Below are 24,708 nucleotides of genomic sequence, written 5' to 3'. Positions count from 1 at the left end.
GACGGGATGGCACGCGGCCAGCAGCATCGGCGCACCCTGAGTCCCGTCAAGGAGCGACCATGCCGTTCAGCGATTCCCCCTATATCAAGTACCTGGTCGGCGCCGTCGCCGGCACGGCCGCCGCCTTCGTGCTGTTCAACGGCATCTTCTTCTACAACGAAGCCGGTTTCGCCACCCACGTGCGCACCATCTTCGGCGAAGAGAAGGTGGTGGACGACGTCGGCTACGCCACCAAGTGGTTCGGTCGCGCCACCCCCTGGAAGAAGGCCCTGAGCGTGCAATCGGTGCTCACCGAAGCGCTCAAGCAGATCGACGACAACAGCGACAACGACTCCCTCGGCGCCACCATCGAAGCCTTCCCCATCGTCTTCCTCGGCAACGTCGACGCCAAGGTCGAGTCCTCCGCACGCTTCCGCCTGCCCAGCGGCGAGCAGTTCCTCAAGATCGCCCAAGAATACCGCAACCCGGAGAACTTCATCCGGACCGCGCTGGTGCCGGCGATCAAGGAAACACTGCAGGCCACCGCCTCGCTGATGACCGCCGACGACTTCTACGCCGGCGCCCGCAGCGAATTCGCCGCCGAGTTCGAGAACCAGCTCAACGACGGCCTCTACCTGATCAAGCGCAAGGAAGTGCGCGGCCCGCGCGGCCATGTACCGCAGCAGACCGCCATCCTCCAGGCCGGTACCGAGCAGGGCACCTTCGGCGACAACAACGCCAGCCAGTTCGTCACCGAGAAGGTGATCGACGCCAAGGGCATGCCGGTGCGCAAGCAGCAGCAGTTCCGCAAGTACGGCGTCGAAGTGGTCGAGGCCCGCATCACCAACGTCGACCCCAACCCGCAGTACAAGCAGCGCATGGTCAAGGTGCAGCAGGCCCTGGCCGAGCTGGCCGTGGCCCGGCAGAACCGCCTGAAGGAAGAGGAAGAGAAGCTGCTGGTCACCGCCCGCGGCGAGAAGGAAGTGGAAGCCCGCCGCCAGGAAACCCTGCGCGACCAGATCGAGCGCACCACCCAGGCCGAGACCGAGAAGCAATTGGCGCGCATCAACGCCGAACGCGAGAAGGGTCGCGCCGAGATCGAGAAGCAGACCGCCGAGCTGCTACGTGACAAGGCCAGCATCACCGCCCAGGCCACCAAGATCACCGCCGACGCCGAGGCCTATGCCCGCGAAGCGGTGATCAAGGCGGACGGCGCGCTGCAGCCCAAGCTCGACGCGCTGATCGCCATCAACAAGGTCTGGGCCGAGGCCGCCGCCCAGGCGCCGGTCCCCAGCGTGATGATGGGTGCCGGGCAGAATGGCGCCAGCAGCCGCCAGGACGAGATCGGCCAGTTGATGGGCGTGCTCGCCACCAAGGCCGCCCGCGACCTGGCACTGGACCTGAAAGTGAAGGACTGAGCCCTCCCCGGCTACAAAAAAAAGCGCCCCTCGGGGCGCTTTTCAGTTCCGGCCGGACTCAGGCCGGCACACCGCTGTGGAAACGGAACGCCTCGTCCGGGCTCTCGATCAGCTCACGCTCCACCGCCCTCACCTTCTCGATCACCGCATCCACGTCCGCCGCCTCGCCGTACTGGTAGGCCAGCTTCAGGTAGCCCTGGTAGTGGCGCGCCTCGCTTTTCAGCAGGCCGAAGTAGAACTTGCCCAGCTCTTCGTCCAGATGCGGCACCAGGGCTTCGAAACGCTCGCAGGAGCGCGCCTCGATGAAGGCCCCCACCACCAGGGTGTCCACCAGCTTGGCCGGCTCGTGGTTGCGCACCACCTTGCGCAGGCCGGAGGCGTAGCGCGCGGCGGATACCGCGCGCAGCGGCACGCGACGCTTCTTCATGATGCGCAGGACCTGCTCGTGGTGGACCAGTTCCTCACGGGCCAGGCGCGACATGAAATTGATCAGGTCCAGGTGCAGGCTGTACTTGGCCATCAACGCCATGGCCGTCGCGGCAGCCTTGAACTCGTTGTTCTTGTGATCGATCAGCAGGGTTTCCTGGTCCGCCAGCGCGGCATCCACCCAGGCCGAGGGCGTGCGGCAGCCGAGGAAGTCATGGATTTCCGGGAGGTTCATGGACGGGGCGCTCCCTGGCGGGCGATGACGGGGAAAAACGGAACGGCGGCAAAGGCGGATGCAGGCATGGCGATCTGGTCGGACGGGTATTGGCGGAGCATTATACGGGGGCTGCAGGGCGCAGCCAGCGTGATGCACTGATATATGTCAAGAACGCCGGGCGCCCAGGGCAGCTACAGTGGATCCAGCTATATGTCTTCCAGGGAGAGCACGACCATGCAAGCCATCCGCAGCATCCTCGTGGTAGTTGATCCGAACCACCCCGAAGGCCTGGCGCTCAAGCGCGCCAAGCTCATCGCCGGGGTGACTCAATCGCACCTGCACCTGCTGGTCTGCGACCGCAAGGCGGACCACGCCGCCTACCTTGCCGACCTGTCCGGCGCGCTCGCCAGCGAAGGCTACAGCGTCACCACCCAGCAGGCCTGGAACGAGAACCTGCACCAGACCGTCATCGCCGTGCAGCAGGCCGAGGGGTGTGGCCTGGTGATCAAGCAGCATGTGCCGGACAACCCGCTCAAGCGCTTCCTGCTCACCCCGGACGACTGGAAACTGCTGCGCTACTGCCCCGGCCCGGTGCTGATGGTCAAGACCGACACCCCCTGGACCAACGGCGTCATCCTGGCGGCGGTGGACGTCGGCAACAGCGATGGCGAGCACCGCACCCTGCACGCCAGCATCATCAGCCACGGCTACGACATCGCCGGGCTGGCCAAGGGCACCCTGCACGTGATCAGCGCCCACCCCTCGCCGATGCTGTCCGCGGCAGACCCGACCTTCCAGCTCAAGGAAAGCATCGAGGCGCGCTACCGCGCCGAATGCCGCGCCTTCCAGGAAGAGTTCGACATCAGCGACGAGCGCCTGCATGTGGAGGAAGGGCCGGCCGACGTACTCATCCCCCATGTCGCCCAGAAGCTCAAGGCGGCGGTTACGGTGATCGGCACGGTCGCCCGTACCGGCATCTCCGGTGCCCTGATCGGCAACACCGCCGAGGTGGTGCTGGACTCCCTGGAAAGCGATGTGCTGGTGCTCAAGCCGGACGAAATCATCGCCCACCTGGAGGAACTGGTCGCCCAACGCTGACGCCCGAACGAAAAAGCCGCCCCGATGGGCGGCTTTTCCATGCCTGGCGTACCGCCGACTATGGGATGCGCTAGACGCGGATCTCCATCCCCTCCAGCAGGAAACGCGGCGCGATATAGCGCTCGTAATGGGCTTCCGACAGAAGGAAGAACTCCCGATCGATGGCCTCGCGCAACTCCGGCAAGGCCCAGCCGCGGAACTCCGGCAACAGCGCCACGCCATAGGCATCGAGGCGGTTGATCATGCGCGAGCCGCGGGCGATCAACTGGTAGGCCCAGCAATAGGGCGACTGCTCGGGAACGAAGCGGACCTGGCGCTGCTCGAGCTGCATTCGCAGGCGATCTTCGTCGAAAACCTCGAGCTTGGCGGTCATCACCTGCACCAGGAGGATTTCCAGGCGTCGCCAGACCGCCCGCTTTTCCTCCTCGTTGTAGAGGTTCCAGTTCACCACTTCATGGTGGAAGCGCTTGCAGCCACGGCATACGAGATCCCCGTAAACGGTGGAGCAGAGGCCGACGCAAGGCGTCTTGATGCGCTGATTGGACATGGCGGGAAGGTCTGGAAAAGCAGGAACAGGGCGGCATCTTAGCCCTTTGTCTAAGCAGGGTCACCCCAAGAAACCCGGGGCTTTTGTCTTAACTTCGGCTCAGCTTTCCTTTAGAATCGGCCCGCCATTTTAGGCGCCAATGTCCGTTGGAAGCTGTTTTCAAAGCGTCACGAGCACAGTCCACCCGGCAGGAAATCTTGGCGCTGGGCACTCCCCGGCGAGTGTCCAACGCCAGCCCTCATCAGGCCTTCCTTCCGGCGTAAAACTTTGAAAACAGCTTCTGGATGGAACCATCGAAACCCTGGCCAGGCAGCTCACAAAGCTGCGCGGCGCACGGGTTCGCTGGATTCCTGGATGAGCGTCCCGGACAACTCCTTGGGACCACTGATGAGGGTAAAACTGTGCTTGAAGCCTATCGCAAACACGTACAAGAGCGTGCCGCCCAGGGTATCGTGCCCCAGCCGCTGAACGCCGAACAGACCGCAGGCCTGGTAGAGCTGCTGAAGAACCCGCCGGCCGGCGAAGAAGAATTCCTCGTAGACCTGATCACCAACCGCGTTCCGCCGGGCGTGGACGAAGCCGCCTACGTCAAGGCCGGTTTCCTCTCCGCCGTCGCCAAGGGTGAAGCCAAGTCCCCGCTGATCTCCAAGCAACGCGCCACAGAGCTCCTCGGCACCATGCAGGGCGGCTACAACATCGCCACCCTGGTCGAGCTGCTGGATGACGCCGAGCTGGCGGCCACCGCTGCCGAACAGCTCAAGCACACCCTGCTGATGTTCGACGCCTTCCACGACGTCGCCGAGAAAGCCAAGGCCGGCAACGCCCACGCCAAGGCCGTCCTGGAATCCTGGGCCGCCGGCGAGTGGTTCACCGCCAAGCCCGCCATCGCCGACAAGTACAGCCTGGCCGTGTTCAAGGTCACCGGCGAAACCAACACCGACGACCTGTCCCCGGCTCCGGACGCCTGGTCCCGCCCGGACATCCCGCTGCACGCCCTGGCCATGCTGAAGATGGCCCGCGACGGCATCGTCCCCGAGCAGCAAGGCGCCATCGGCCCGCTGAAGCAGATCGAAGAGATCAAGGCCAAGGGCTTCCCGGTCGCCTACGTCGGTGACGTGGTCGGCACCGGCTCCTCGCGCAAATCCGCCACCAACTCGGTGCTGTGGTTCTTCGGCGACGACATCCCCTATGTGCCGAACAAGCGCGCAGGCGGCTTCTGCTTCGGTTCCAAGATCGCCCCGATCTTCTACAACACCATGGAAGACGCCGGCGCCCTGCCGATCGAGTTCGACGTGTCGAACATCAACATGGGCGACGTGATCGACGTCTACCCGCACGCCGGCAAGGTGTGCAAGCACGGCACCGACGAAGTCATCACCACCTTCGAACTGAAGACCCCGGTGCTGCTCGACGAAGTCCGCGCTGGCGGCCGTATCCCGCTGATCGTCGGCCGTGGCCTGACCGAGAAGGCCCGTGCCGAACTGGGCCTGGGCTCCTCCGACCTGTTCAAGAAGCCGGAACAGCCCGCCGACAGCGGCAAGGGCTTCACCCTGGCGCAGAAGATGGTCGGCAAGGCGTGCGGCGTAGCCGGCGTCCGCCCGGGCACCTACTGCGAGCCGAAGATGACCACCGTCGGCTCCCAGGACACCACTGGCCCGATGACCCGCGACGAGCTGAAGGACCTGGCCTGCCTGGGCTTCTCCGCCGACCTGGTCATGCAGTCCTTCTGCCACACCGCTGCCTATCCGAAGCCCATCGACGTCACCACCCACCACACCCTGCCGGATTTCATCCGCACCCGTGGCGGCGTGTCCCTGCGTCCTGGCGACGGCATCATCCACAGCTGGCTGAACCGCATGCTGCTGCCGGACACCGTCGGCACCGGTGGTGACTCCCACACCCGCTTCCCGATCGGCATCTCCTTCCCGGCCGGTTCCGGCCTGGTGGCCTTCGCCGCCGCCACCGGCGTCATGCCGCTGGACATGCCCGAGTCCGTTCTGGTGCGTTTCAAAGGCAAGATGCAGCCCGGTATCACCCTGCGTGACCTGGTCCATGCCATCCCCTACTACGCCATCCAGAAGGGCCTGCTGACCGTCGAGAAGAAGGGCAAGAAGAACATCTTCTCCGGCCGCATCCTCGAGATCGAAGGCCTGGACGAACTGACCGTCGAGCAGGCGTTCGAGCTGTCCGACGCCTCCGCCGAGCGTTCCGCTGCGGGCTGCACCATCAAGCTGCCGGAAAAGGCCATCGCCGAGTACCTGCAGTCCAACATCACCCTGCTGCGCTGGATGATCGGCGAAGGCTACGGCGATGCCCGCACCATGGAGCGTCGCGCCCAGGCGATGGAAGCCTGGCTGGCCAACCCGCAACTGATGGAAGCCGACAAGGACGCCGAGTACGCCGAGATCATCGAGATCGACCTGGCCGACGTGAAGGAGCCGGTTCTCTGCGCTCCGAACGACCCGGACGATGCCCGCCTGCTCTCCACCGTCGCCGGCGACAAGATCGACGAAGTGTTCATCGGTTCCTGCATGACCAACATCGGCCACTTCCGCGCTGCCGGTAAGCTGCTGGACAAGGTCAAGGGCTCGATTCCGACCCGCCTGTGGCTGTCGCCGCCGACCAAGATGGACCAGCACCAACTGACCGAGGAAGGCTACTACGGCATCTACGGCAAGGCCGGCGCGCGCATGGAAATGCCGGGCTGCTCGCTGTGCATGGGTAACCAGGCACGCGTGGCGTCGAACTCCACCGTGGTTTCGACCTCCACCCGCAACTTCCCGAACCGTCTGGGCGATGGTGCCAACGTGTACCTGGCCTCCGCCGAACTGGCGGCAGTCGCGTCCATCCTGGGCAAGCTGCCGACCGTCGAGGAGTACATGGAATACGCGAAGAACATCGACAGCATGGCTGCCGACGTCTACCGCTACCTGTCCTTCGACCAGATCGCCGAGTACCGCGAAGCCGCTGCGAACGCCAAGATCCCGGTCGTTCAAGCCTAAGCCTCACCGGCAATGAAGAAGCCCCGCCCCGTGCGGGGCTTTTTCATGGGCGCGATCCGGGCCAGGACGTGCGCCCCGGCTTTTCAGTGGGCCCCGCGCACGCGGGGGCCCACTGAAAAGCCCGGCCCGAAACCGTGCCGCCCCCCACGAATTCGCCCTCCCCCGCCTTGCCAGCCCAACGCCAGCGGCTATGTTCCAAGGAGAAGCGCCCAACCGCTCATTCCAAGGAGTAACACCATGAAGCACTGGATCCTCATCGCCCTCTGCCTGGTCGGCCTCTCCGGCTGCTCCAGCGAATACCTGATCAACACCACCGACGGCCAGATCCTCACCAGCGACGGCAAGCCCGAGCTGGACGAAGACACCGGCATGCTCGAATTCGAGGACAGCGAAGGCCGCAAGCAGCAGATCCCGCAGACCCAGGTGAAGCAGATCATCGAGCGCTGATACGCCCCGCTCCATCCAGGCCCCCACTACGGTGGGGTCTGTCTTCTTGCCCCTGGCACATCGCTTGCTTCGTCACTCGCATCAGGCCCTCCCCAACGGCGGGGCGGGCCGCCGGACAATGGCGTCGTCATCGGTCATCGCACCCCGCGATAGGCCGGGGCGGCGCCTTTTCGTTGATGGGATGGCGACAGCATGAGCGACGACCGACTGCACACACGCAATGACAACCTGGCCTGGGTCACCGGCAGCGATGCACCGGAAAAGAGCACGCTGGACCTCGGCTTCATGGCCCTCACCGACTCTGCTTCGCTGGTCGTCGCCGCCACCCAGGGCTTCGCCCAACCCTACGGCCTGACCCTCAACCTCAAGCGCCAGGCCTCCTGGGCCACGCTGCGCGACAAGCTGCTGGCCGGCGAGCTGGACGCCGCCCAGGCGCTCTATGGCCAGGTCTACGGCATCCACCTGGGCATCGGCGGCACCGCCACCGACATGGCCATCCTCATGGGCCTGTGCCAGAACGGCCAGGCCATCAACCTCTCCGAACCCCTGCGGCGCGCTGGCGTGACCACTGCCGAGGCACTGGCAACCCACGTGCGCCAGGGTGGTGCACGACTCACCTTCGCCCAGACCTTCCCCACCGGCACCCACGCCATGTGGCTCGCCTACTGGCTGGCCGCCCATGGCATCCACCCGCTGCACGACGTCAACAGCGTGGTGGTGCCGCCCTCGCAGATGGTCGCCCACCTCCAGGCCGCGCGCATCGACGGCTTCTGCGCCGGCGGCCCCTGGGGCGCCCTGGCGGTGGACCAGGGCCAGGGCTTCACCCTGGCCACCAGCCAGATGATCTGGCCCGACCACCCGGAGAAGGTCCTCGGCGTCACCGCCGCCTTCGCCGAGGCCTACCCGAACACCGCCCGCGCCCTGACCATGGCCGTGCTCGAAGCCAGCCGCTTCATCGAGCAGAGCGAGGAAAACCGCCGCAGCACGGCACAACTCATCAGCGGTGCCGAGTACGTCGACGCACCACTCTCGGCCATCGAGCCGCGCTTCCTCGGCCACTACCGCGACGGCCTGGGCAATGCCTGGGAAGACGCCCACCCGCTGCGCTTCTTCGACGATGGCCGGGTCAACATGCCCTACCTCTCCGATGGCATCTGGTTCATGACCCAGTTCCGCCGCTGGGGCCTGTTGCGCGATGACCCGGACTACCTCGGCGTCGCCCGCCAGGTGCAGCGCCTCGACCTCTATCGGCAGGCCGCCGAGGCCCTTGGCATCGAAGTCCCCGGGCCGATGCGCAGCGCCACGCTGATGGACGGCGTCACCTGGGATGGCAGCGACCCGGCCGGCTACGCACGCGGTTTCCGCCTGCACGCCCTCGCCGGCACACCCTCCGCCCTCGCCCTGTAACGGAGGGACGCCCCTATGCTGCGCATCCTGCTGATCAACGACACCGCCAAGAAAGTCGGTCGCCTTCGTACCGCCCTGGTCGAAGCCGGCTTCGAGGCCATCGACGAATCCGGGCTGACCATCGACCTGCCCGCACGGGTCGAGGCCGTGCGCCCCGATGTCGTGCTCATCGACACCGAATCCCCGGGCCGCGACGTCATGGAACAGGTGGTGCTGGTCAGCCGCGACCAGCCCCGCCCCATCGTCATGTTCACCGACGAGCACGACCCCGGCGTCATGCGCCAGGCCATCCAGGCCGGCGTCAGCGCCTACATAGTCGAAGGCATCCACGCCCAGCGCCTGCAACCGATCCTCGACGTCGCCATCGCCCGCTTCGAGAGCGACCAGGCCCTGCGCGCCCAGCTCAACGCCCGCGAGCAGCAGCTCGCCGAGCGCAAGCGCGTGGAACTGGCCAAGGGGCTGCTGATGAAGATGAAGAGCTGCAACGAGGAAGAGGCCTATACCCTGATGCGCCGCCAGGCCATGAGTCGCCAGCAGAAGCTCATCCAAGTGGCCGAACAGATCATCGCCATGCACGAAATGCTCGGGCACTGAAGGGCAACTGTACGGGTGTGAGTTGTAACTGTTCCGCTGGAGGTGAGCGGGCGCTGGCGACTGTACCGCCGTCGCGGGCGCAGCGTGTATCTGCTGGCCCGGCACGGCGGCGGCTAAGGTAGGCCCATCGCCATCACCGCCGGACAACCCTCATGGACACCGAACGCCAGCTCCTGGAAGACGCCGACCGTCGCGCCCTCGCCTACTTCGATGGCATCCCCGGCCGTCGCGTCTTCCCCACGCCCGAGGCCATCGCCGCCCTGGCCGGCTTCGACGGCCCGCTGCCCGAGCAGGGCCTGCCCGCCCGGCAGGCCCTGCAACTGCTGGACGAACTCGGCTCCCCCGCCACCACGGCCTCCAATGGCGGTCGCTACTTCGGCTTCGTCATCGGCGCCACCCTGCCGGCCGCCGCCGCTGCCGAGCGCCTGGTGCTGGCCTGGGACCAGTGCGCCTCCTCCTTCGACAATTCCCCCGCCGCCGACCGCATCGAGAAAGCCGCCGCGCGCTGGGTGCTGGAGAGCCTCGGCCTGCCGGCCGAGAGCGCCGTGGGCTTCGGCACCAGCGCCACCGCCTGCACCCTCGCCTGCCTCAGTGCCGCCCGGCGCGCCCTGCTCGCACGCAAGGGCTGGGACTTCGACGGCGACGGCCTGATGGGCGCGCCCGAAGTGCGCGTGGTGGTCTCCGCCAGCGTGCACATCACCGTGAAGAAAGCCCTGCGCATCCTCGGCTTCGGCATCAACCGCCTGCGGGTGGCGCCCGTCGACGAGCTGGGCCGGATCGACCCGGCGCAACTGCCGCCGCTGGACGACATGACCGTCCTCTGCCTGCAGGCCGGCGAGGTCAACAGCGGCGAATTCGACCCCTTCGCCGCGCTCATCCCCCGCGCCCGCGCCGCTGGCGCCTGGGTGCATGTCGACGGTGCCTTCGGCCTCTGGGCCCGGGCCAGCTCCGCCGCCGCGCTGGCCGCAGGCGTCGAGCAGGCCGACAGCTGGACCACCGACGGCCACAAGTGGCTGAACACCCCCTACGACGGCGCCATGGCCATCTGCCGGGATGCCGAGGCCCTGGCCACCGCGATGAACAGCGACGCAGCCTACGCCAGCGCCTCCCGCGATGCGCAGAAGAACCTCAACCTGGAATTCTCCCGTCGCGCCCGCGGCGTGCCCATCTGGGCAGCCCTGGCCAGCCTCGGCCGCGACGGCCTGCGCGCGCTGATCGACCGCCACCTGCGCCAGGCCACGTACCTCGCCGAACGCCTGCGCGGCGCCGGCTACCAAGTGCTCAACCGCGTGGTGCTCAACCAGGTGCTGGTGCGCGCCGACAGCGACGAGCAGACCCTGGCCATCCGCCTCGCCGCCCAGGCCACGGGCGAGGTCTGGTTCGGCCCCACGCTGTGGCAGGGGCGCCCGGCGTTCCGCCTCAGCGTTTCCTCGTGGCGCACCACGGACGCCCATATCGAGCGCCTCGCCGAACTGCTCATCGCGCTCAAGGCCCGGCAAACGACCTGACCCGGCACGCCCGACGCACCGGCGCCAGTGCGCCACCGGTCGCCGCCGCAACGCAGCGGCAGAACCTTCCCTGAAGGCGACGAGTCTGTGAAAGGCCTGCGATGAAGCAGGCCCTATACAAGCGCAGGGAAGGCACATACGCGTCGAAGGAAGGCGGTCTCGAGCGGAGTGCGGCCCGACAACGAGGATGCAAGGCATGCACAGGCTCCAATCGCTCCACCCCGTTCCCCACCGCCACCGCAACGCCCACTGGCTCGGCCTGCTGGGCTGCCTGCTGCTCGGCGAAGCCCAGGCCGAGCTGTACAAGGGCATAGCCCCGGGCGGCAACTTCGCCCTGGAGAACTGGAACATCACCGTGCCCCAGGACGCCGAGGGCGGCAGCGAGGGCAAGGCCATCACCGTGCGCCCCGACCAGCTCAGCGGCCCCGACGGCTACCAGTCGCGCTGGTTCCGCACCGACGCGGCCGACGGCTCCATGAGCTTCTGGACGCCGGTCAACGGCGCCACCGCCGGCGGCTCCAGCAGCCCGCGCTCGGAGCTGCGCGAGATGCTCGACCCGAGCAACCTGGGGCTGACCTGGAGCGGCGCCGGCGAATCGGTGCAGGACGCCCTGCTCAAGGTCATGCAGGTGCCCAGCGACGGCCTCGTCATCGTCGGCCAGGTGCACGGCTACGGCAGCGCGCCGCTGATCCTCCTCTACTACCGCTACGACTTCGCCAGGAAGACCGGCCGCGTCATCGCCAAGCTGCAGGGCCTGCCGGAACAGGGCCTGCCCTATACCAACCACGTGCTGGCCACGGACATCGACCTGGGCGAGACCTTCAGCTACCAGATGAAGGTCAGCAACAACGTCGCCATGGCCTCGGCCAACGGCGGCCCGGTGGCGACCATGGCGATGGACCCGGCCTGGAACAGCGAGACCTTCTACTTCAAGGCCGGCGCCTACCTGCACATGCACGGCGACAGCGCCACCGAAGGCGCGCGGGTGAAGTTCTACCGCCTGGCCGCCAGCCACCCCAACGACGGCCTCTTCGTCAACAGCCCCGCCGCCCTGCCCGAGGCCCGCGTCGGCCAGCCCTACCAGGCCCAGCTGTACGCCACCGGCGGCCTCGGCGGCGCCACCTGGAAGCTGGTCAGCGGCCACCCGCCGGCCGGCCTGGCGCTGGCCGCCGACGGCCTGGTCAGCGGCACCCCGGAAGCCGGCACCGCCTCCGCCACCGCCCACTGGTTCGTGGCCCAGGTGCGTGACGTCAACGGCAGCACCCACCACAAGAAGTTCTCCATCCTCATCCCGCAATAACCCCGCACACCGGGCACTCGTAGGTGGACCACGCTTCACCGGTCCACCGCACCGGCGTCCGGGCCGGCACCTGACGCCCCGTGGGAGCGGATTCATCCGCGATGCGCCCCCCCTGTGGCACGCCCATTCGCCCTGAAAGAAAACGCCCCACAAGGCCTCGGATTTTTCTCGACAACGCCCCACCGCTGCGCTTATCTTCGCCGCCAGGCCACCCATGTGGCCGACGTCGCTCGGACGGTTCCGGGCGCTTACGTATCCGAGGAAAGCATGGCTGACACGCGTTCTCCGCGCCGTTTCGCGCGCATCGATCGTCTCCCCCCCTACGTCTTCAACATCACCGCCGAACTCAAGATGGCCGCGCGCCGTCGTGGCGAGGACATCATCGACCTGTCCATGGGCAACCCCGATGGGGCCACCCCGCCGCACATCGTCGAGAAGCTGGTGCAGGTCGCCCAGCGCGAAGACACCCACGGATACTCCACCTCCCGCGGTATTCCCCGCCTGCGCCGCGCCATCTCGCGCTGGTACAAGGACCGCTACGACGTGGAGATCGACCCCGAAAGCGAAGCCATCGTCACCATCGGCTCCAAGGAAGGCCTCGCGCACCTGATGCTGGCCACCCTGGACCACGGCGACACGGTGCTGGTGCCCAACCCCAGCTACCCGATCCACATCTACGGCGCGGTGATCGCCGGCGCCCAGGTGCGCTCGGTGCCGCTGGTGCCCGGCGTGGACTTCTTCGCCGAGATGGAGCGCGCCATCCGCGAATCCATCCCCAAGCCGAAGATGATGATCATCGGCTTCCCCTCCAACCCCACCGCGCAGTGCGTGGAGCTGGACTTCTTCGAACGCGTGGTGGCCCTGGCCAAGCAGTACGACGTGCTGGTGATCCACGACCTGGCCTACGCCGACATCGTCTACGACGGCTGGAAGGCCCCCTCGATCATGCAGGTGCCCGGCGCCAAGGACATCGCGGTGGAGTTCTTCACCCTGTCCAAGAGCTACAACATGGCGGGCTGGCGCATCGGCTTCATGGTCGGCAACCCGGAGCTGGTCAGCGCCCTGGCGCGGATCAAGAGCTACCACGACTACGGCACCTTCACCCCGCTGCAGGTGGCCGCCATCGCCGCGCTGGAAGGCGACCAGCAGTGCGTGCGCGACATCGCCGAGCAGTACCGCCAGCGCCGCAACATGCTGGTCAAGGGCCTGCACGAGGCCGGCTGGATGGTCGTGAACCCCAAGGCCTCGATGTACATCTGGGCGAAGATCCCCGAGCCCTACGCCCACCTCGGTTCCCTGGAGTTCGCCAAGAAGCTGCTGGCCGAGGCCAAGGTCTGCGTCTCCCCCGGCATCGGCTTCGGCGAATACGGCGACGACCACGTGCGCTTCGCCCTGATCGAGAACCAGGACCGCATCCGCCAGGCCATCCGTGGCATCAAGGCGATGTTCAGGGCCGATGGGCTGATCCAGCCCGGCAAGACTCGCAAGGCCGAGTGACAGGCAGCGGCGCCCCAAGGGGCGCCGTTTTCATTTCCGCGCAGGGGTTCGTGCCCCGGCGGCGTATCAAGGCTGTACCGGGCGCCGTCCCGGCCCATCAGCGAAGGACCCAACGATGAAGCCCAGCCGCCTGCTGTTCCTCTGCGCCGCCCTGCTCGGCGCCCTCACCCTGCAGACCGCCAGTGCCGGCCTGCTCCAGGAGCGCCGCGAAGCCCGCCAGCTCGACGAGGCCGGCATCCGCGTGCAGCGCGATGTCGCCTATGGCAACGACGAGCGCCAGCGCTTCGACGTCTACCTGCCCAAGGTGGCGCCGCGCGTGCCTGCCCCGGTGATCTTCATGGTCCACGGCGGTGGCTGGGCCAATGGCGACAAGGACAACGGCAGCGTCGCCCTGAACAAGGCCCTGCGCTGGGTGCCCCAGGGCGTGGTGCTGGTCTCCACCAACTACCGCATGCTCCCCGACACCCCGCCGCTGGCCCAGGCCGATGACGTGGCCCGGGCCCTGGCCCAGGCCCAGCAACTGGCCAGCGGCTGGCAGGCCGACCCGGCGCGCTTCGTGCTGATGGGCCACTCCGCCGGTGCCCACCTGGTGGCGCTGCTCGACGCCGCGCCGGAGATCGCCGCGCAACAGGGCGCGCGCCCGTGGATCGGCACCGTGGCGCTGGACAGCGCCGCCTTCAACGTCGAGACGGTGATGCGCGGCCCGCACCTGAAGCTCTATGACCGCGCCTTCGGCGACGATCCCGCCACCTGGCGTGCCGCCTCCCCCACCCTGCGCCTGGAGCAGGCCGGCGCGCCGCTGCTGGCGGTGTGCTCCACCCGCCGCGACGATGCCTGTCCCCAGGCCCGTGGCTTCGCCGCCAAGGGGCGCGAGCTGGGCAAGCGCGTCGAGGTCATGGGCGTGGACATGTCGCACCGGCAGATCAACCACGAACTCGGCCAGGACAACGGCTACACCGCCGACGTCGAGCGCTTCCTGCGCAGCGTCGGGCTGCTGCGTCTCTGAGCCATGTCACGCCATGTCCCGTAGCCAGCGCCTGCTCGACTTGCTGCAGATCCTCCGCCGCCATCGCTACCCCGTCGCCGGGCATGCCCTGGCCGCCGAGCTGGGCATCAGCCTGCGCACCCTCTACCGCGACATCGCCACGCTCCAGCAACAGGGCGCCAACATCGAAGGGGGCGCCGGGCTCGGCTATGTGCTGCGGCCGGGCTTCGAACTGCCGCCGCTGATGTTCTCCCTGGGTGAGATCGAGGCCCTGGTGCTCGGCATGCGCTGGGTCAGCCGCCGGGGCGACCGCCAGCTGATGGCGGCGGCGCGCGATGTGCTGGCCAAGGTCGGCGCGGTACTGCCCCCGGCCCTGCGGGAGGAACTGGAGACCAGCACCCTGCTGATCGGCCCGGCACCGGCCAGCGATATCCCCGATGCGCTGCTGGAGCAGGTACGCGAGGTCATCCGCCTGGAGCACCGCGTGCAGCTCGATTACCGCGACGCCGAGGGCCAGGCGTCGCAGCGGGTGGTCTGGCCGTTCGCCCTGGGCTACTTCGAGCAGACCCGGGTGCTGGCCGCCTGGTGCGAGCTGCGCCAGGGCATGCGCCACTTCCGCCTGGACCGGGTGGACGACCTGCGCGACCTGGGCCAACGCTACCCACGGAGGCGCCAGGTGCTGCTGCGAGAGTGGCGCGAGCTGCACGGCATCGCCGAGCAGTGAGGCTGCTGCCAGAAACTGACAGGGGGAGGGCCTAGCCTGCGCGCATCGAGTGACGACGCCCGTCGCTCCGCATCGGAGACCCATCCAATGATCGCCCCCAACCTGCTGAACCTGTACGTCGACGACCCCGTGCGCAGTGCCGATTTCTATCGGCGCCTGCTGGCGCGCGAGACCGTCGAGCACAGCCCGGGCTTCGCCCTGTTCGTCTTCGACAACGGCTTCAAGCTCGGCCTCTGGGCACGTGGCGGCGTGAAGCCGGCCACCACGGTGCCGGGCGGTGGCGGCGAGCTGTGCTTCCACGTCGACAGCGACGACGACGTGCATCGCCTGCATCGGCTCTGGCGGGAACAGGGCGTGGAGATCGTCCAGGCCCCGGAGGCCATGGACTTCGGCTACACCTTTAGCGGCATCGACCCCGACGGCCACCGCCTGCGGGTCTACCGCCTGACGCTGTAAGGGGTTGCCGGCCGCCTGCCCTTGGCCGGGCGGCCACGAGGCGGACGGTCCAGCACCGCCCGGCGGGTGGCACTGTGCTTCTTTTCCCGCTCGCGAACATGCACTTCGTCGCCCAACTGGAACCTCGCTGAACTTCCAGGATCAGGCCGGTCCGAACAGGGGCTTATTCCACCCGGCATCAAGGACCGCCCGTGATAGATCTCAGCACTTGGAAACTCGACATCCCCACCCACGAATCCGCCACGCTCATCACCACGCAGCGGCTCAACAACGGTTACGAAAGCCAGTATTTCCGCCGCAACGACGACGGCTCGGTGACCTTCTGGGTCCCCGTCACCGGCAGCACCAGCGAGGACGCCCGCTACCCGCGCAGCGAACTGCGCGAGACCCAGGCCGACGGCACCCTGAGCTACTGGAACTACCAGAGCGCCGACAACTACCTGAGCGCCGTGCTCTCGGTGCAGCAGGTGCCGAGCAAGAACAAGATCGTCATCGGGCAGATCCACAGCAAGGATGAGGCCGGCAGCCAGAACGACCCGCTGCTCAAGCTGCAATACCACTACAAGGACGGCACCGGGCGCGTCGAGGCCCTTTTGCGCAAGCGCCCCGGCGACAAGGAGGTGGAGAACATCCTGCTGGCGGAAAACGTCGATATCGGCGAGCGCTTCGGCTACGACCTGCGCCTCACCCCCAGCGGGCGCCTGGGCATCACCGTCACCAGCAAGGGCGACGACGGCGGCCTGTTCCGCCAGCTCAGCGGGTACTGGGGCAACCAGCAGCTGTACTTCAAGGCCGGCGCCTATATCCAGGACAACAGCGGCCCGAGCAACGAAGGCGGCCGGGTGACCTTCTACTGGCTCAACGGCCTGCATCGCTGAGCCTCATTCAGTCGGCGAATGGCCACATAGTGGCGGCGGCACGGGTAGAATCCGCCCGCCGTTGCCACGGCCCTTCCCCTACCGACGTACGAGGTTCGCACCCCGATGGCCCGCCTGACCCTGAACTTCCCCGAAGACCAGTTCTGCTATTCCACCCACCTGACCGTGCGGGTCACCGACATCAACGGCGCCAACCACCTGGGCAACGACTCGATGATCTCGATGATCTCCGAGGCCCGCGCGCGCTTTCTCTTCGACTTCGGCATCACCGAGACCGAGGGCGACGGCACCGGCATCATCGTCACCGACCTGGCCACCACCTACCGCGCCGAGGCCCATGCGCGCGATCAGTTGCTGTTCGAAGTCGGGGTGATGGACTTCAACCGCTACGGCGGCGACATCACCTTCCGCATCACCCGCCCCGCCGACGGCAAGCTGGTGGCCATGGCCAAGTCCGGCTTCGTGTTCTTCGACTACCGCCAGTCGAAGGTGGTGGAGATGCCGGAGAAATTCCGCAGCACCTTCCCCAAGGTCAACTGGCTGGACTGAGCGCCGGGACACCCGGCCCCGACCCGGTGCATGCCCACCGCGGCGCGCCCCCTTTTGCATCGCCCCCCGGCGTCATGAACGGCCTGGGCGGGGATGACGCGCGCCACGCCAAAGCCACGCCAACCCCGGCAAGGGCCTGTCGAATCAGGCACTTGCCCCTGCTCACCCCGAGGGGAGTCACCCGCGCATCCTGCTTGGCCCATCTCTTGCTCCATCGCCTGCACAGGTAGCCAACGGCGGTTGCCCGACTGAACGACAACGGCGTCGCGTCACTGCGCAGAAATGCAGCCAGTGCGCGGCGCTTTTTTCGTTCCGGCCCCAGCGATGGGGCGGCAGGCGTTCCGGGAACCGGGCGCCCGCAAGCGACCCACCCGACCCAGCCACGGCCAACACCGTGGCACGGAGCGCCACGAGCGCGACGTGTTCCGGGAGGGTGCGACCGCCGGGGCTGTCTCGCGGTGCACCCTTCCGCCCCCCATGACGCAGATGAGGTGTTCGATGACTACGAGTTTCTGGAAGGCCGGCCACACCCCTACCCTGTTCGCCGCATTTCTCTATTTCGACCTGAGCTTCATGGTCTGGTACGTGCTCGGCCCGCTGGGCGTGCAGATCGCCGCCGACCTGCAACTGACCACCCAGCAGCGCGCCATGATGGTCGCCACGCCGATCCTCGCCGGTGCCGTGCTGCGATTCCTGCTGGGCCTGCTGGCCGACCGCACCTCGCCGAAGTCCGCCGGGCTGTTCGGCCAGGTGGTGGTGATCGCCGCGCTGTTCACCGCCTGGCAGCTGGGCGTGCACAGCTACGAGCAGGCGCTGCTGCTGGGCCTGTTCCTCGGCTTCGCCGGGGCCTCCTTCGCCGTGGCCCTGCCGCTGGCCTCGCAGTGGTACCCGCCGCAGCACCAGGGCAAGGCCCTGGGCATCGCCGGCGCGGGCAATTCCGGCACCGTGCTGGCGGCGCTGTTCGCCCCGGGCCTGGCCGCGCTGTTCGGCTGGAACAACGTGTTCGGCCTGGCGCTGATCCCGCTGGTGCTGACCCTGGCGATCTTCACCCTGGCTGCGCGCAACGCCCCCAACCGCCCCGCGCCGAAATCCCTCGCCGACTACATGAAGGCCCTGGGCGACCGTGACAGCTGGTGGTTCATGTTCTTCTACAGCGTCACCTTCGGCGGCTTCCTCGGCCTGGCCAGCACCCTGCCCGGCTATTTCCACGACCAGTACGGCCTGGAGCCGGTGACCGCCGGCTACTACACCGCCGCCTGCGTCTTCGCCGGCAGCCTGATGCGCCCGCTGGGCGGCGCCTTCGCCGACCGCATCGGCGGCATCCGCACCCTGCTGGTGGTCTACACCCTGGCCGCCATCTGCATCGCGGCGGTGGGCTTCCACATCGCCAGCGCCACCGCCGCCCTGGCCCTCTTCGTGGTCGCCATGCTCAGCCTCGGCGCCGGCAACGGCGCGGTGTTCCAGCTGGTGCCACAGCGCTTCCACAAGGAAATGGGCGTGATGACCGGGCTCATCGGCATGGCCGGCGGCATCGGCGGCTTCTGCCTCACGGCGGGCCTGGGCGCCATCAAGCAGCACACCGGCGACTACCAGCTGGGCCTGTGGCTGTTCGCCAGCCTCGGCGTACTGGCCTGGTTCGGCCTCTACGGCGTGAAGCTGCGCTGGCGCACCACCTGGGGCTCGGCGGCCGTCACTGCGGCGCGCGTCTGAGCGCCATGGGGCTGCGACTGAGCGTCGGCGAGGCCAGCGCCATCGGCCCTCGCCGTGAAAACCAGGACGCCCTGCGGGTGGTGACGCCCGCGCCGGCGCTGGCTGCGAGCAAGGGCTACTTGTTCGCCCTCGCCGATGGCGTCAGCCAGTGCGCCGACGGCGGCCTGGCGGCCCGCGCCACCCTGCAGGCACTGGCACTGGACTACTACGCGACACCGGAAACCTGGGCGGTGGCGCAATCCCTCGACCGCCTGCTGCTGGCCCACAACCGCTGGCTGCAGGCCAACGGCGGGGGCCAGCCGCTGCTGACCACCCTGACCGCGCTGGTGCTGCGCGGCCGCCGCTTCACCCTCGCCCATGTCGGCGACTGCCGTGCCTACCGCTGGCGCGCCGGCCAGCTCGACCGCCTCAGCGAGGACCACGTCTGGGAGCAGCCCGGCATGCAACACGTGCTCAAGCGCGCGCTGGGGCTGGACCAGCACCTGGTGGTGGACTACCTGGAGGGCGAGTTGCAGGAGGACGAGCATTTCCTCCTGGTCAGCGACGGCATCTGGGCGGTGCTCGGCGACACCGGCATCCAGCGCATCCTCCAGGACGAACCCGAGCCCGGGGCGGCCAGCCGCGCCCTGGTGGCCGCCGCGCACCTGGCCGGCGGCCAGGACAACGCCAGTGCGCTGCTGGTGCGGGTCGACGCTCTGCCACCCAGCGGCCTGGCCGACGCCCTGGCGCAATTGGAGGCGTGGCCGCTGCCGCCGCAACTGCGCCCCGACCAGCTGTTCGAGGGTTGGCGGGTGCAGGGATTGCTGGCCGAGTCGCGCCAGTCGCTGCTCTATCGCGTGCTCGACGAGGCCGGCCAAGCCTGGCTGCTGAAGACCCTGCCGCCCGCCCGGCACGCCGAACCCGGCGCCGGGCCCGCCCTGCTGCAGGAGGAATGGTTCCTGCGGCGCGTGGCGGGACGGCATTTCGCCGAGGTGCATCCGCTGCCGCAGCGCCAGCACCTGTACTACCTGCAGCGCGAATACCCGGGCCGTACCCTGGCCCAGCAGCTGCGCGAGGATGGGCCGCTGGCGCTGCCCGATTGGCTGGACCTCGCCCCGCGCCTGATCAGGGCCCTGGGCATGCTGCACCGGCGCAACATCCTGCACCGCGACATCAAGCCGGAGAACCTGCTGCGCGGCGATGACGGCGAGCTGCGCCTGCTCGACTTCGGCCTGGCCTATTGCCCGGGCCTGTCCCAGGACGAGGCGCACAGCCTGCCGGGCACGCCCAGCTACATCGCCCCCGAGGCCTTCGACGGTGCGGCGCCCGCCGCGCGGCAGGACCTCTACGCCGCGGGCGTCACCCTCTACCGGTCGCTGACCGGTCATTACCCCTTCGGCGAGATCGAGGCCTTCCAGCGCCCGCGCTTCGGCACACCGACGCCCGCCAGCCGCTACCGCCCTGACCTGCCGGCCTGGCTCGACGAATGCCTCGCCCGTGCCCTGGCCAGCGAGCCCATGCAACGCTACGAGACGGCGGAAGAATGGCTGCTGGCCCTGGAACAGGGCGAGCGCAAGGCGCTGGCGGTAGAGCCGCGCCCATTGCTGGAGCGCGAGCCGCTGAAGGTCTGGCGCGGCATCGCCCTGCTCTCCCTGCTGGGCAACCTGGCGCTGCTGGTGCTCTGCCTGCACGGCTGACGCACCGATGCCGGGCACGCTGCCCCGAAGCGGTGCGGCAGCGGCTCCCGCCCGCCCCATGCAGGCTCGTCGGCCCCCGGAACGCGGGGCCCGAAGGAGTTGGCACAGGCCCTGCAAAGGCTCGGTGACAATCTACAAAAGCGCCCATCTCAATGTAGAGATGGCACTTTCCCGATAGAACGGGACTTGGACAAAGGCGTCCTGCTGGCAACAGCGGGACGCCTTTTTTGTTTGCCCGGCATTCATGCAGGAGCGTGACCATGAACAAACCCAGGCTGGTGATGATCGGCAACGGCATGGCCGGGGTCCGTACCCTGGAAGAGCTGCTCAGGCTCGCTCCGGAGCTCTACGACATCACGGTGTTCGGCGCCGAGCCCCACCCCAACTACAACCGCATCCTGCTGTCGCCGGTGCTGGCCGGTGAGCAGGCCTTCGAGGACATCGTGCTCAACGACTTGGAGTGGTACGCCGGGCACGGCATCCGCCTGCTGCTCAACCGCAGCGTGGTGAAGATCGACCGCCGTCGTCGCCTGGTCATCGCCGAGGATGGCACCGAGGCGGGCTACGATCGCCTGGTGATCGCCACCGGTTCCTCGCCCTTCATCCTGCCGGTGCCGGGCAACCGCCTGCCGGGGGTGATCGGCTACCGCGACATCGCCGATACCCGGCAGATGATCGACAGCGCCCGTACCGGCAGCCACGCCGTGGTGATCGGCGGCGGCCTGCTCGGCCTGGAGGCGGCCAACGGCCTGCGCCAGCGCGGCATGGACGTGACCGTGGTGCACATCTCCGACTGGCTGCTGGAGCGCCAGCTGGACCGCACCGCCGGCCGCCTGTTGCAACAGGCGCTGGAGGCGCGCGGCATCCACTTCCGCCTCGGCACCCACACCGAGGAGCTGCTGGACCACGGCACCGGCCACGTCTGCGCGGTGCAAGTGCGCGGCGGCGAGGTGATCCCCGCCGACCTGGTGGTGATGGCCGCCGGCATCCGCCCCAACATCGCCCTGGCCGAACGCGCCGGGCTGCCCTGCGAGCGCGGCATCCTGGTGAGCGACACCCTGCAGACCAACGACCCGCGCATCTATGCCATCGGCGAATGCGCCAGCCATCGCGGCATCGCCTACGGCCTGGTGGCACCGTTGTTCGAACAGGCGCAGGTGTGCGCCAACCACCTGGCCCGGCTCGGCTTCGCCCGTTACCAGGGTTCGGTGGTCTCCACCAGGCTCAAGGTCACCGGTATCGACCTGTTCTCCGCCGGCGACTTCATGGGCGGCGAAGGCACCGAGAGCATCACCCTCTCCGACCCCATCGGCGGCATCTACAAGAAGCTGGTGATCAGGGGCGGCGTGCTGGTGGGGGCCTGCCTGTTCGGCGACACCGCCGACGGTGGCTGGTACTTCCGCCAGGTGCAGGAGCAGGCCGATATCAGCGGCATCCGCGATCGCCTGATGTTCGGCGAGGCCGTGGCCCGGCCAGCGCTCGAGCCGGCCGCCGAACCCCATCGCGCCGGGCCTGCGCGCGTTCCGGTGCGCCTGCTGCAGAGCGCCTGACCCACTCTCAAGGGAGCTTCGCCATGAGCCAGACCACCGCCTCCACCTGCTGCTACTGCGGCGTCGGCTGTGGCGTGCTGATCGAGCACGACGGCACGCACATCCTCGGTGTCGCCGGCGACCCGACGCACCCGGCCAACTTCGGACGCCTGTGCAGCAAGGGCTCCACGCTGCACCTGACGGGTGGTCTCGACGCCCGCGCACTGCACCCGGAACTGCGCCTGGGCAAGGGGCTGGCACGTGCCCGGGTGGACTGGGACAGCGCGCTGGACCACGCCGCCGCACGCTTCGCCGAGACCATCGCCGAGCACGGGCCGGACAGCGTGGCCTTCTATGTCTCCGGCCAGTTGCTGACCGAGGACTACTACGCCTTCAACAAGCTGGCCCGCGCCCTGGTGGGCACACATAACATCGACAGCAATTCGCGGCTGTGCATGTCTTCCGCCGTGGTCGGCTACAAGCGCAGCCTGGGCGCCGACGCGCCGCCCTGCTCCTACGAGGACATCGAGCAGAGCGACTGCGTGCTGATCGCCGGCAGCAACATGGCCTTCGCCCACCCGGTGCTGTTCCGTCGCCTGGAAGAGGCCAGGGCCAGGCGCCCGGACATGCGCGTGATCGTGGTCGACCCACGCCGCACCGACACCTGCGAGCTGGCCGACCTGCACCTGGCGATCACCCCGGGCAGCGACGTGGCGCTGTTCCACGGCATCCTCCACATCCTGCTGTGGGAGGGCTGGGTGGACCGGCGCTTCATCGAGCGCCACACCGAAGGCTTCGATGCGCTCAAGGAGCGCGTGCGCGACTTCGGCCCGGCGCGGGTGGCGGAGCTATGCGGCATCGACGCCGCCGACCTGCTGCGCTGCGCCGAGTGGATCGGCCGCACGCCGAGCTTCCTCTCGCTCTGGTGCATGGGCCTGAACCAGTCGAGCGCCGGCAGCGCCAAGAACAGCGCGCTGATCAACCTGCACCTGGCCACCGGGCAGATCGGCCGGGCGGGTGCCGGGCCCTTCTCCCTCACCGGCCAACCCAACGCCATGGGTGGCCGCGAGACCGGCAGCCTGTCGAACCTGCTGCCCGGCCATCGCGAGGCGGGCGATGCCGGACACCGCGCCGAAGTGGCGGCCTATTGGGGGGTGGAGCGCTTGCCGGAGACACCGGGGCTGTCGGCCATCGACCTGTTCGACGCCGTGGCCGACGGGCGCATCAAGGCCCTGTGGATCGCCTGCACCAACCCGGCCCAGTCCCTCCCCGACCAGCAGCGGGTGCACGCGGCGCTGGCCGCCTGCCCCTTAGTGGTCGTCCAGGAGGCCTTCTTCACCACCGAGACCTGCCGCCACGCCGACCTGCTGCTGCCCGCCGCCAGCTGGGGCGAGAAGGAAGGCACCGTGACCAATTCCGAGCGCCGCATCAGCCATGTGCGCCGCGCCGTGCCTGCGCCCGGCGAGGCGCGCCCGGACTGGGCCATCGCCTGCGACTTCGCCCGGCGGCTGGAACGCCACCTGCGCCCGGGGAAGCCCAGCCTGTTCGATTTCGCAGGCCCCGAAGCGCTGTTCGAGGAGTACAAGCCGCTCACCGCCGGCCGCGACCTGGACCTGAGCGGCATCGGCTACGGCCTGATCGACGCCCATGGCCCGCAGCAGTGGCCCTACCCCGCCGGCGCCAGCCAGGGCAGCGCGCGGCTCTATGGCGACGGGCGCTTCCCCACGCCGAGCGGCCGTGCGCGCTTCATCGACGATCCCTACATCGCCCCCCGGGAACGCCGCGAACTGCGCTATCCGCTGGTGCTCAACACCGGCCGGCTGCGCGACCAGTGGCACGGCATGAGCCGCACGGGCACCGCTGCCCGGCTGTTCGGCCATGTGGAGCAGGCGCAGCTGGGGTTGCACCCGGCGGAGATGCGCCGCCGCCAGCTCCGGGACGGCGATCTGGTGCGGGTGAAGAGCCGTCGCGGCGAGCTGGTGGTGCCGGTCATGGGTGACGAGGCCCTGCGCCCCGGCCAGGCCTTCCTGCCCATGCACTGGGGCGATCGCTTCCTCAAGGGGCTGGGCGTCAACGTACTGACCACCCCGGCCTGCGATCCACTCTCGAAGCAGCCGGAACTCAAGCACGCCGGTGTCGAGGTGGAGCGGGTGGACCTGCACTGGCAGCTCTTCGTACTGGTGGAAGGTGATGTGCAGGCGCGCTTCGAAGCCCTCCGACCGCTGTGCGAGGCCTTCACCTACGCCAACCTGGGGCTGGTCGGACGCGAACGCCCTGCCCTGGTGCTGCGCGCGGCCCAGGCGACAGCCCCGGATGTCGCCGTGCTGGAGCGTATCGACAGGTTGCTGCAACTGGATCAGGGACCGGTGATGGCCTATGACGACCCGCAACGAGCGGTGGGCAAGCGCGTGCGCATCGAGCAGGGGCGCATCACTGCACTGCGCCTGGCTGGCGAAACCGCCGCCTGGGGCTGGCTCAAGAGCCTGTGGCAGGAAGGACGGGTGGATGCGGATCTGCGTCGCTGGCTGCTGGCGCCTTTGAGCGCGCCGCCCGGCACCGGCGCCTGCTCCGCCAACCGCACGTTGTGCAACTGCATGGACGTCGGCCTGCAGGCGGTGCAGGCGGGCATCGCTCGGGGGCTGGACCTGGCCGGGCTGAAGGAGGCGCTGGGCTGCGGCACGCGTTGCGGCTCCTGCGTACCGGAAATCAAGAGAATGCTGGCGGCGCAACCCGCGCCGGCTGCGGTGAACGCCTGAGGAGA

Annotated in this window: 19 protein-coding genes and 1 pseudogene; 18 read left to right on the top strand and 2 right to left on the bottom strand. The window is 68.4% G+C overall.

The genetic code is table 11. The annotated features are described in order from the left end of the window. Positions 1-59 precede the first annotated feature (59 nt). Entirely contained in the window at positions 60-1,397 is a 1,338-nt protein-coding gene (locus PHLH3_RS09655) for an SPFH domain-containing protein (protein WP_213629033.1), read from the top strand. Positions 1,398-1,455: 58 nt separating this feature from the next. Here the strand turns inward: PHLH3_RS09655 and miaE are convergent, their stop codons facing one another. Further along, a complete protein-coding gene (gene miaE, locus PHLH3_RS09650; protein ID WP_173178826.1) occupies positions 1,456-2,058 on the bottom strand; it encodes a tRNA isopentenyl-2-thiomethyl-A-37 hydroxylase MiaE in 603 nt (200 codons plus the stop codon). Positions 2,059-2,274: 216 nt separating this feature from the next. Between miaE and PHLH3_RS09645 the strand changes: the two genes are divergently transcribed. Beyond that, positions 2,275-3,138 (top strand): universal stress protein, encoded by an 864-nt coding sequence (locus PHLH3_RS09645; protein WP_213629032.1) that lies wholly within the window; start codon positions 2,275-2,277, stop codon positions 3,136-3,138. 70 nt (positions 3,139-3,208) lie between these two features. Here the strand turns inward: PHLH3_RS09645 and PHLH3_RS09640 are convergent, their stop codons facing one another. Then, on the bottom strand, positions 3,209-3,685 hold the full coding sequence (locus PHLH3_RS09640) for a DUF1289 domain-containing protein (protein WP_021220293.1): 477 nt from the start codon (positions 3,683-3,685) through the stop codon (positions 3,209-3,211). A gap of 401 nt (positions 3,686-4,086) precedes the next feature. Here PHLH3_RS09640 and acnB point away from each other — a divergent pair, with 401 nt between their 5' ends. From acnB to PHLH3_RS09560, 16 genes and pseudogenes are all read left to right on the top strand, one after another. After that, positions 4,087-6,687 (top strand): bifunctional aconitate hydratase 2/2-methylisocitrate dehydratase, encoded by a 2,601-nt coding sequence (acnB, locus tag PHLH3_RS09635; protein WP_213629031.1) that lies wholly within the window; start codon positions 4,087-4,089, stop codon positions 6,685-6,687. 237 nt (positions 6,688-6,924) lie between these two features. Beyond that, positions 6,925-7,134 carry a YgdI/YgdR family lipoprotein gene (locus PHLH3_RS09630; RefSeq protein ID WP_173174038.1) on the top strand — a complete coding sequence of 70 codons (210 nt, stop codon included), beginning with the start codon at positions 6,925-6,927 and terminating at the stop codon, positions 7,132-7,134. Between the two features lie 192 nt (positions 7,135-7,326). Then, positions 7,327-8,541 carry a CmpA/NrtA family ABC transporter substrate-binding protein gene (locus PHLH3_RS09625; RefSeq protein ID WP_213629030.1) on the top strand — a complete coding sequence of 405 codons (1,215 nt, stop codon included), beginning with the start codon at positions 7,327-7,329 and terminating at the stop codon, positions 8,539-8,541. Positions 8,542-8,556: 15 nt separating this feature from the next. Then, positions 8,557-9,135, top strand: coding sequence for an ANTAR domain-containing protein (locus PHLH3_RS09620; RefSeq protein ID WP_213629029.1), 579 nt, complete (start codon positions 8,557-8,559; stop codon positions 9,133-9,135). 152 nt (positions 9,136-9,287) lie between these two features. Beyond that, on the top strand, positions 9,288-10,643 hold the full coding sequence (locus tag PHLH3_RS09615; protein ID WP_213629028.1) for a pyridoxal-dependent decarboxylase: 1,356 nt from the start codon (positions 9,288-9,290) through the stop codon (positions 10,641-10,643). Positions 10,644-10,839: 196 nt separating this feature from the next. Further along, positions 10,840-11,943 (top strand): polysaccharide lyase family 7 protein, encoded by a 1,104-nt coding sequence (locus PHLH3_RS09610; protein WP_213629027.1) that lies wholly within the window; start codon positions 10,840-10,842, stop codon positions 11,941-11,943. Positions 11,944-12,210: 267 nt separating this feature from the next. Beyond that, complete coding sequence (gene alaC, locus PHLH3_RS09605; protein ID WP_213629026.1) at positions 12,211-13,440, top strand: alanine transaminase; 1,230 nt, start codon at positions 12,211-12,213, stop codon at positions 13,438-13,440. 115 nt (positions 13,441-13,555) lie between these two features. Beyond that, positions 13,556-14,446, top strand: coding sequence for an alpha/beta hydrolase (locus PHLH3_RS09600; RefSeq protein WP_213629025.1), 891 nt, complete (start codon positions 13,556-13,558; stop codon positions 14,444-14,446). Between the two features lie 13 nt (positions 14,447-14,459). Next, positions 14,460-15,149, top strand: coding sequence for a YafY family protein (locus PHLH3_RS09595; RefSeq protein WP_213629024.1), 690 nt, complete (start codon positions 14,460-14,462; stop codon positions 15,147-15,149). A gap of 87 nt (positions 15,150-15,236) precedes the next feature. Then, the gene (locus tag PHLH3_RS09590) at positions 15,237-15,605 is read left to right on the top strand and encodes a VOC family protein (RefSeq protein ID WP_173174027.1); all 369 of its coding nucleotides are present in this window, start codon (positions 15,237-15,239) and stop codon (positions 15,603-15,605) included. Between the two features lie 191 nt (positions 15,606-15,796). Further along, positions 15,797-16,483: a polysaccharide lyase family 7 protein gene (locus PHLH3_RS09585; RefSeq protein WP_213629023.1), complete on the top strand. Its 687-nt coding sequence runs from the start codon at positions 15,797-15,799 to the stop codon at positions 16,481-16,483. Positions 16,484-16,588: 105 nt separating this feature from the next. Next, positions 16,589-17,032 (top strand): thioesterase family protein, encoded by a 444-nt coding sequence (locus PHLH3_RS09580; protein ID WP_111261294.1) that lies wholly within the window; start codon positions 16,589-16,591, stop codon positions 17,030-17,032. A 498-nt stretch (positions 17,033-17,530) separates the two neighbouring features. After that, positions 17,531-18,742 (top strand): nitrate/nitrite transporter, encoded by a 1,212-nt coding sequence (locus PHLH3_RS09575; protein WP_173174023.1) that lies wholly within the window; start codon positions 17,531-17,533, stop codon positions 18,740-18,742. A gap of 5 nt (positions 18,743-18,747) precedes the next feature. Then, entirely contained in the window at positions 18,748-20,418 is a 1,671-nt protein-coding gene (locus tag PHLH3_RS09570) for a bifunctional protein-serine/threonine kinase/phosphatase (protein ID WP_213629022.1), read from the top strand. A 260-nt stretch (positions 20,419-20,678) separates the two neighbouring features. Further along, positions 20,679-21,878 (top strand): annotated as a pseudogene (locus PHLH3_RS09565) (FAD-dependent oxidoreductase); the annotation flags it as partial. Between the two features lie 113 nt (positions 21,879-21,991). After that, a complete protein-coding gene (locus tag PHLH3_RS09560) occupies positions 21,992-24,703 on the top strand; it encodes a nitrate reductase (protein WP_213629021.1) in 2,712 nt (903 codons plus the stop codon). Positions 24,704-24,708 lie beyond the last annotated feature (5 nt).

Origin of the sequence: Pseudomonas sp. Pc102 (assembly GCF_018408275.1) — a bacterium.
In the GTDB taxonomy this organism is placed as follows: Bacteria; Pseudomonadota; Gammaproteobacteria; order Pseudomonadales; family Pseudomonadaceae; genus Metapseudomonas; species Metapseudomonas tohonis.
The sequence above is the reverse complement of the archived record's forward strand: the minus strand, read 5'-3'. Positions and strand labels throughout refer to the sequence as shown.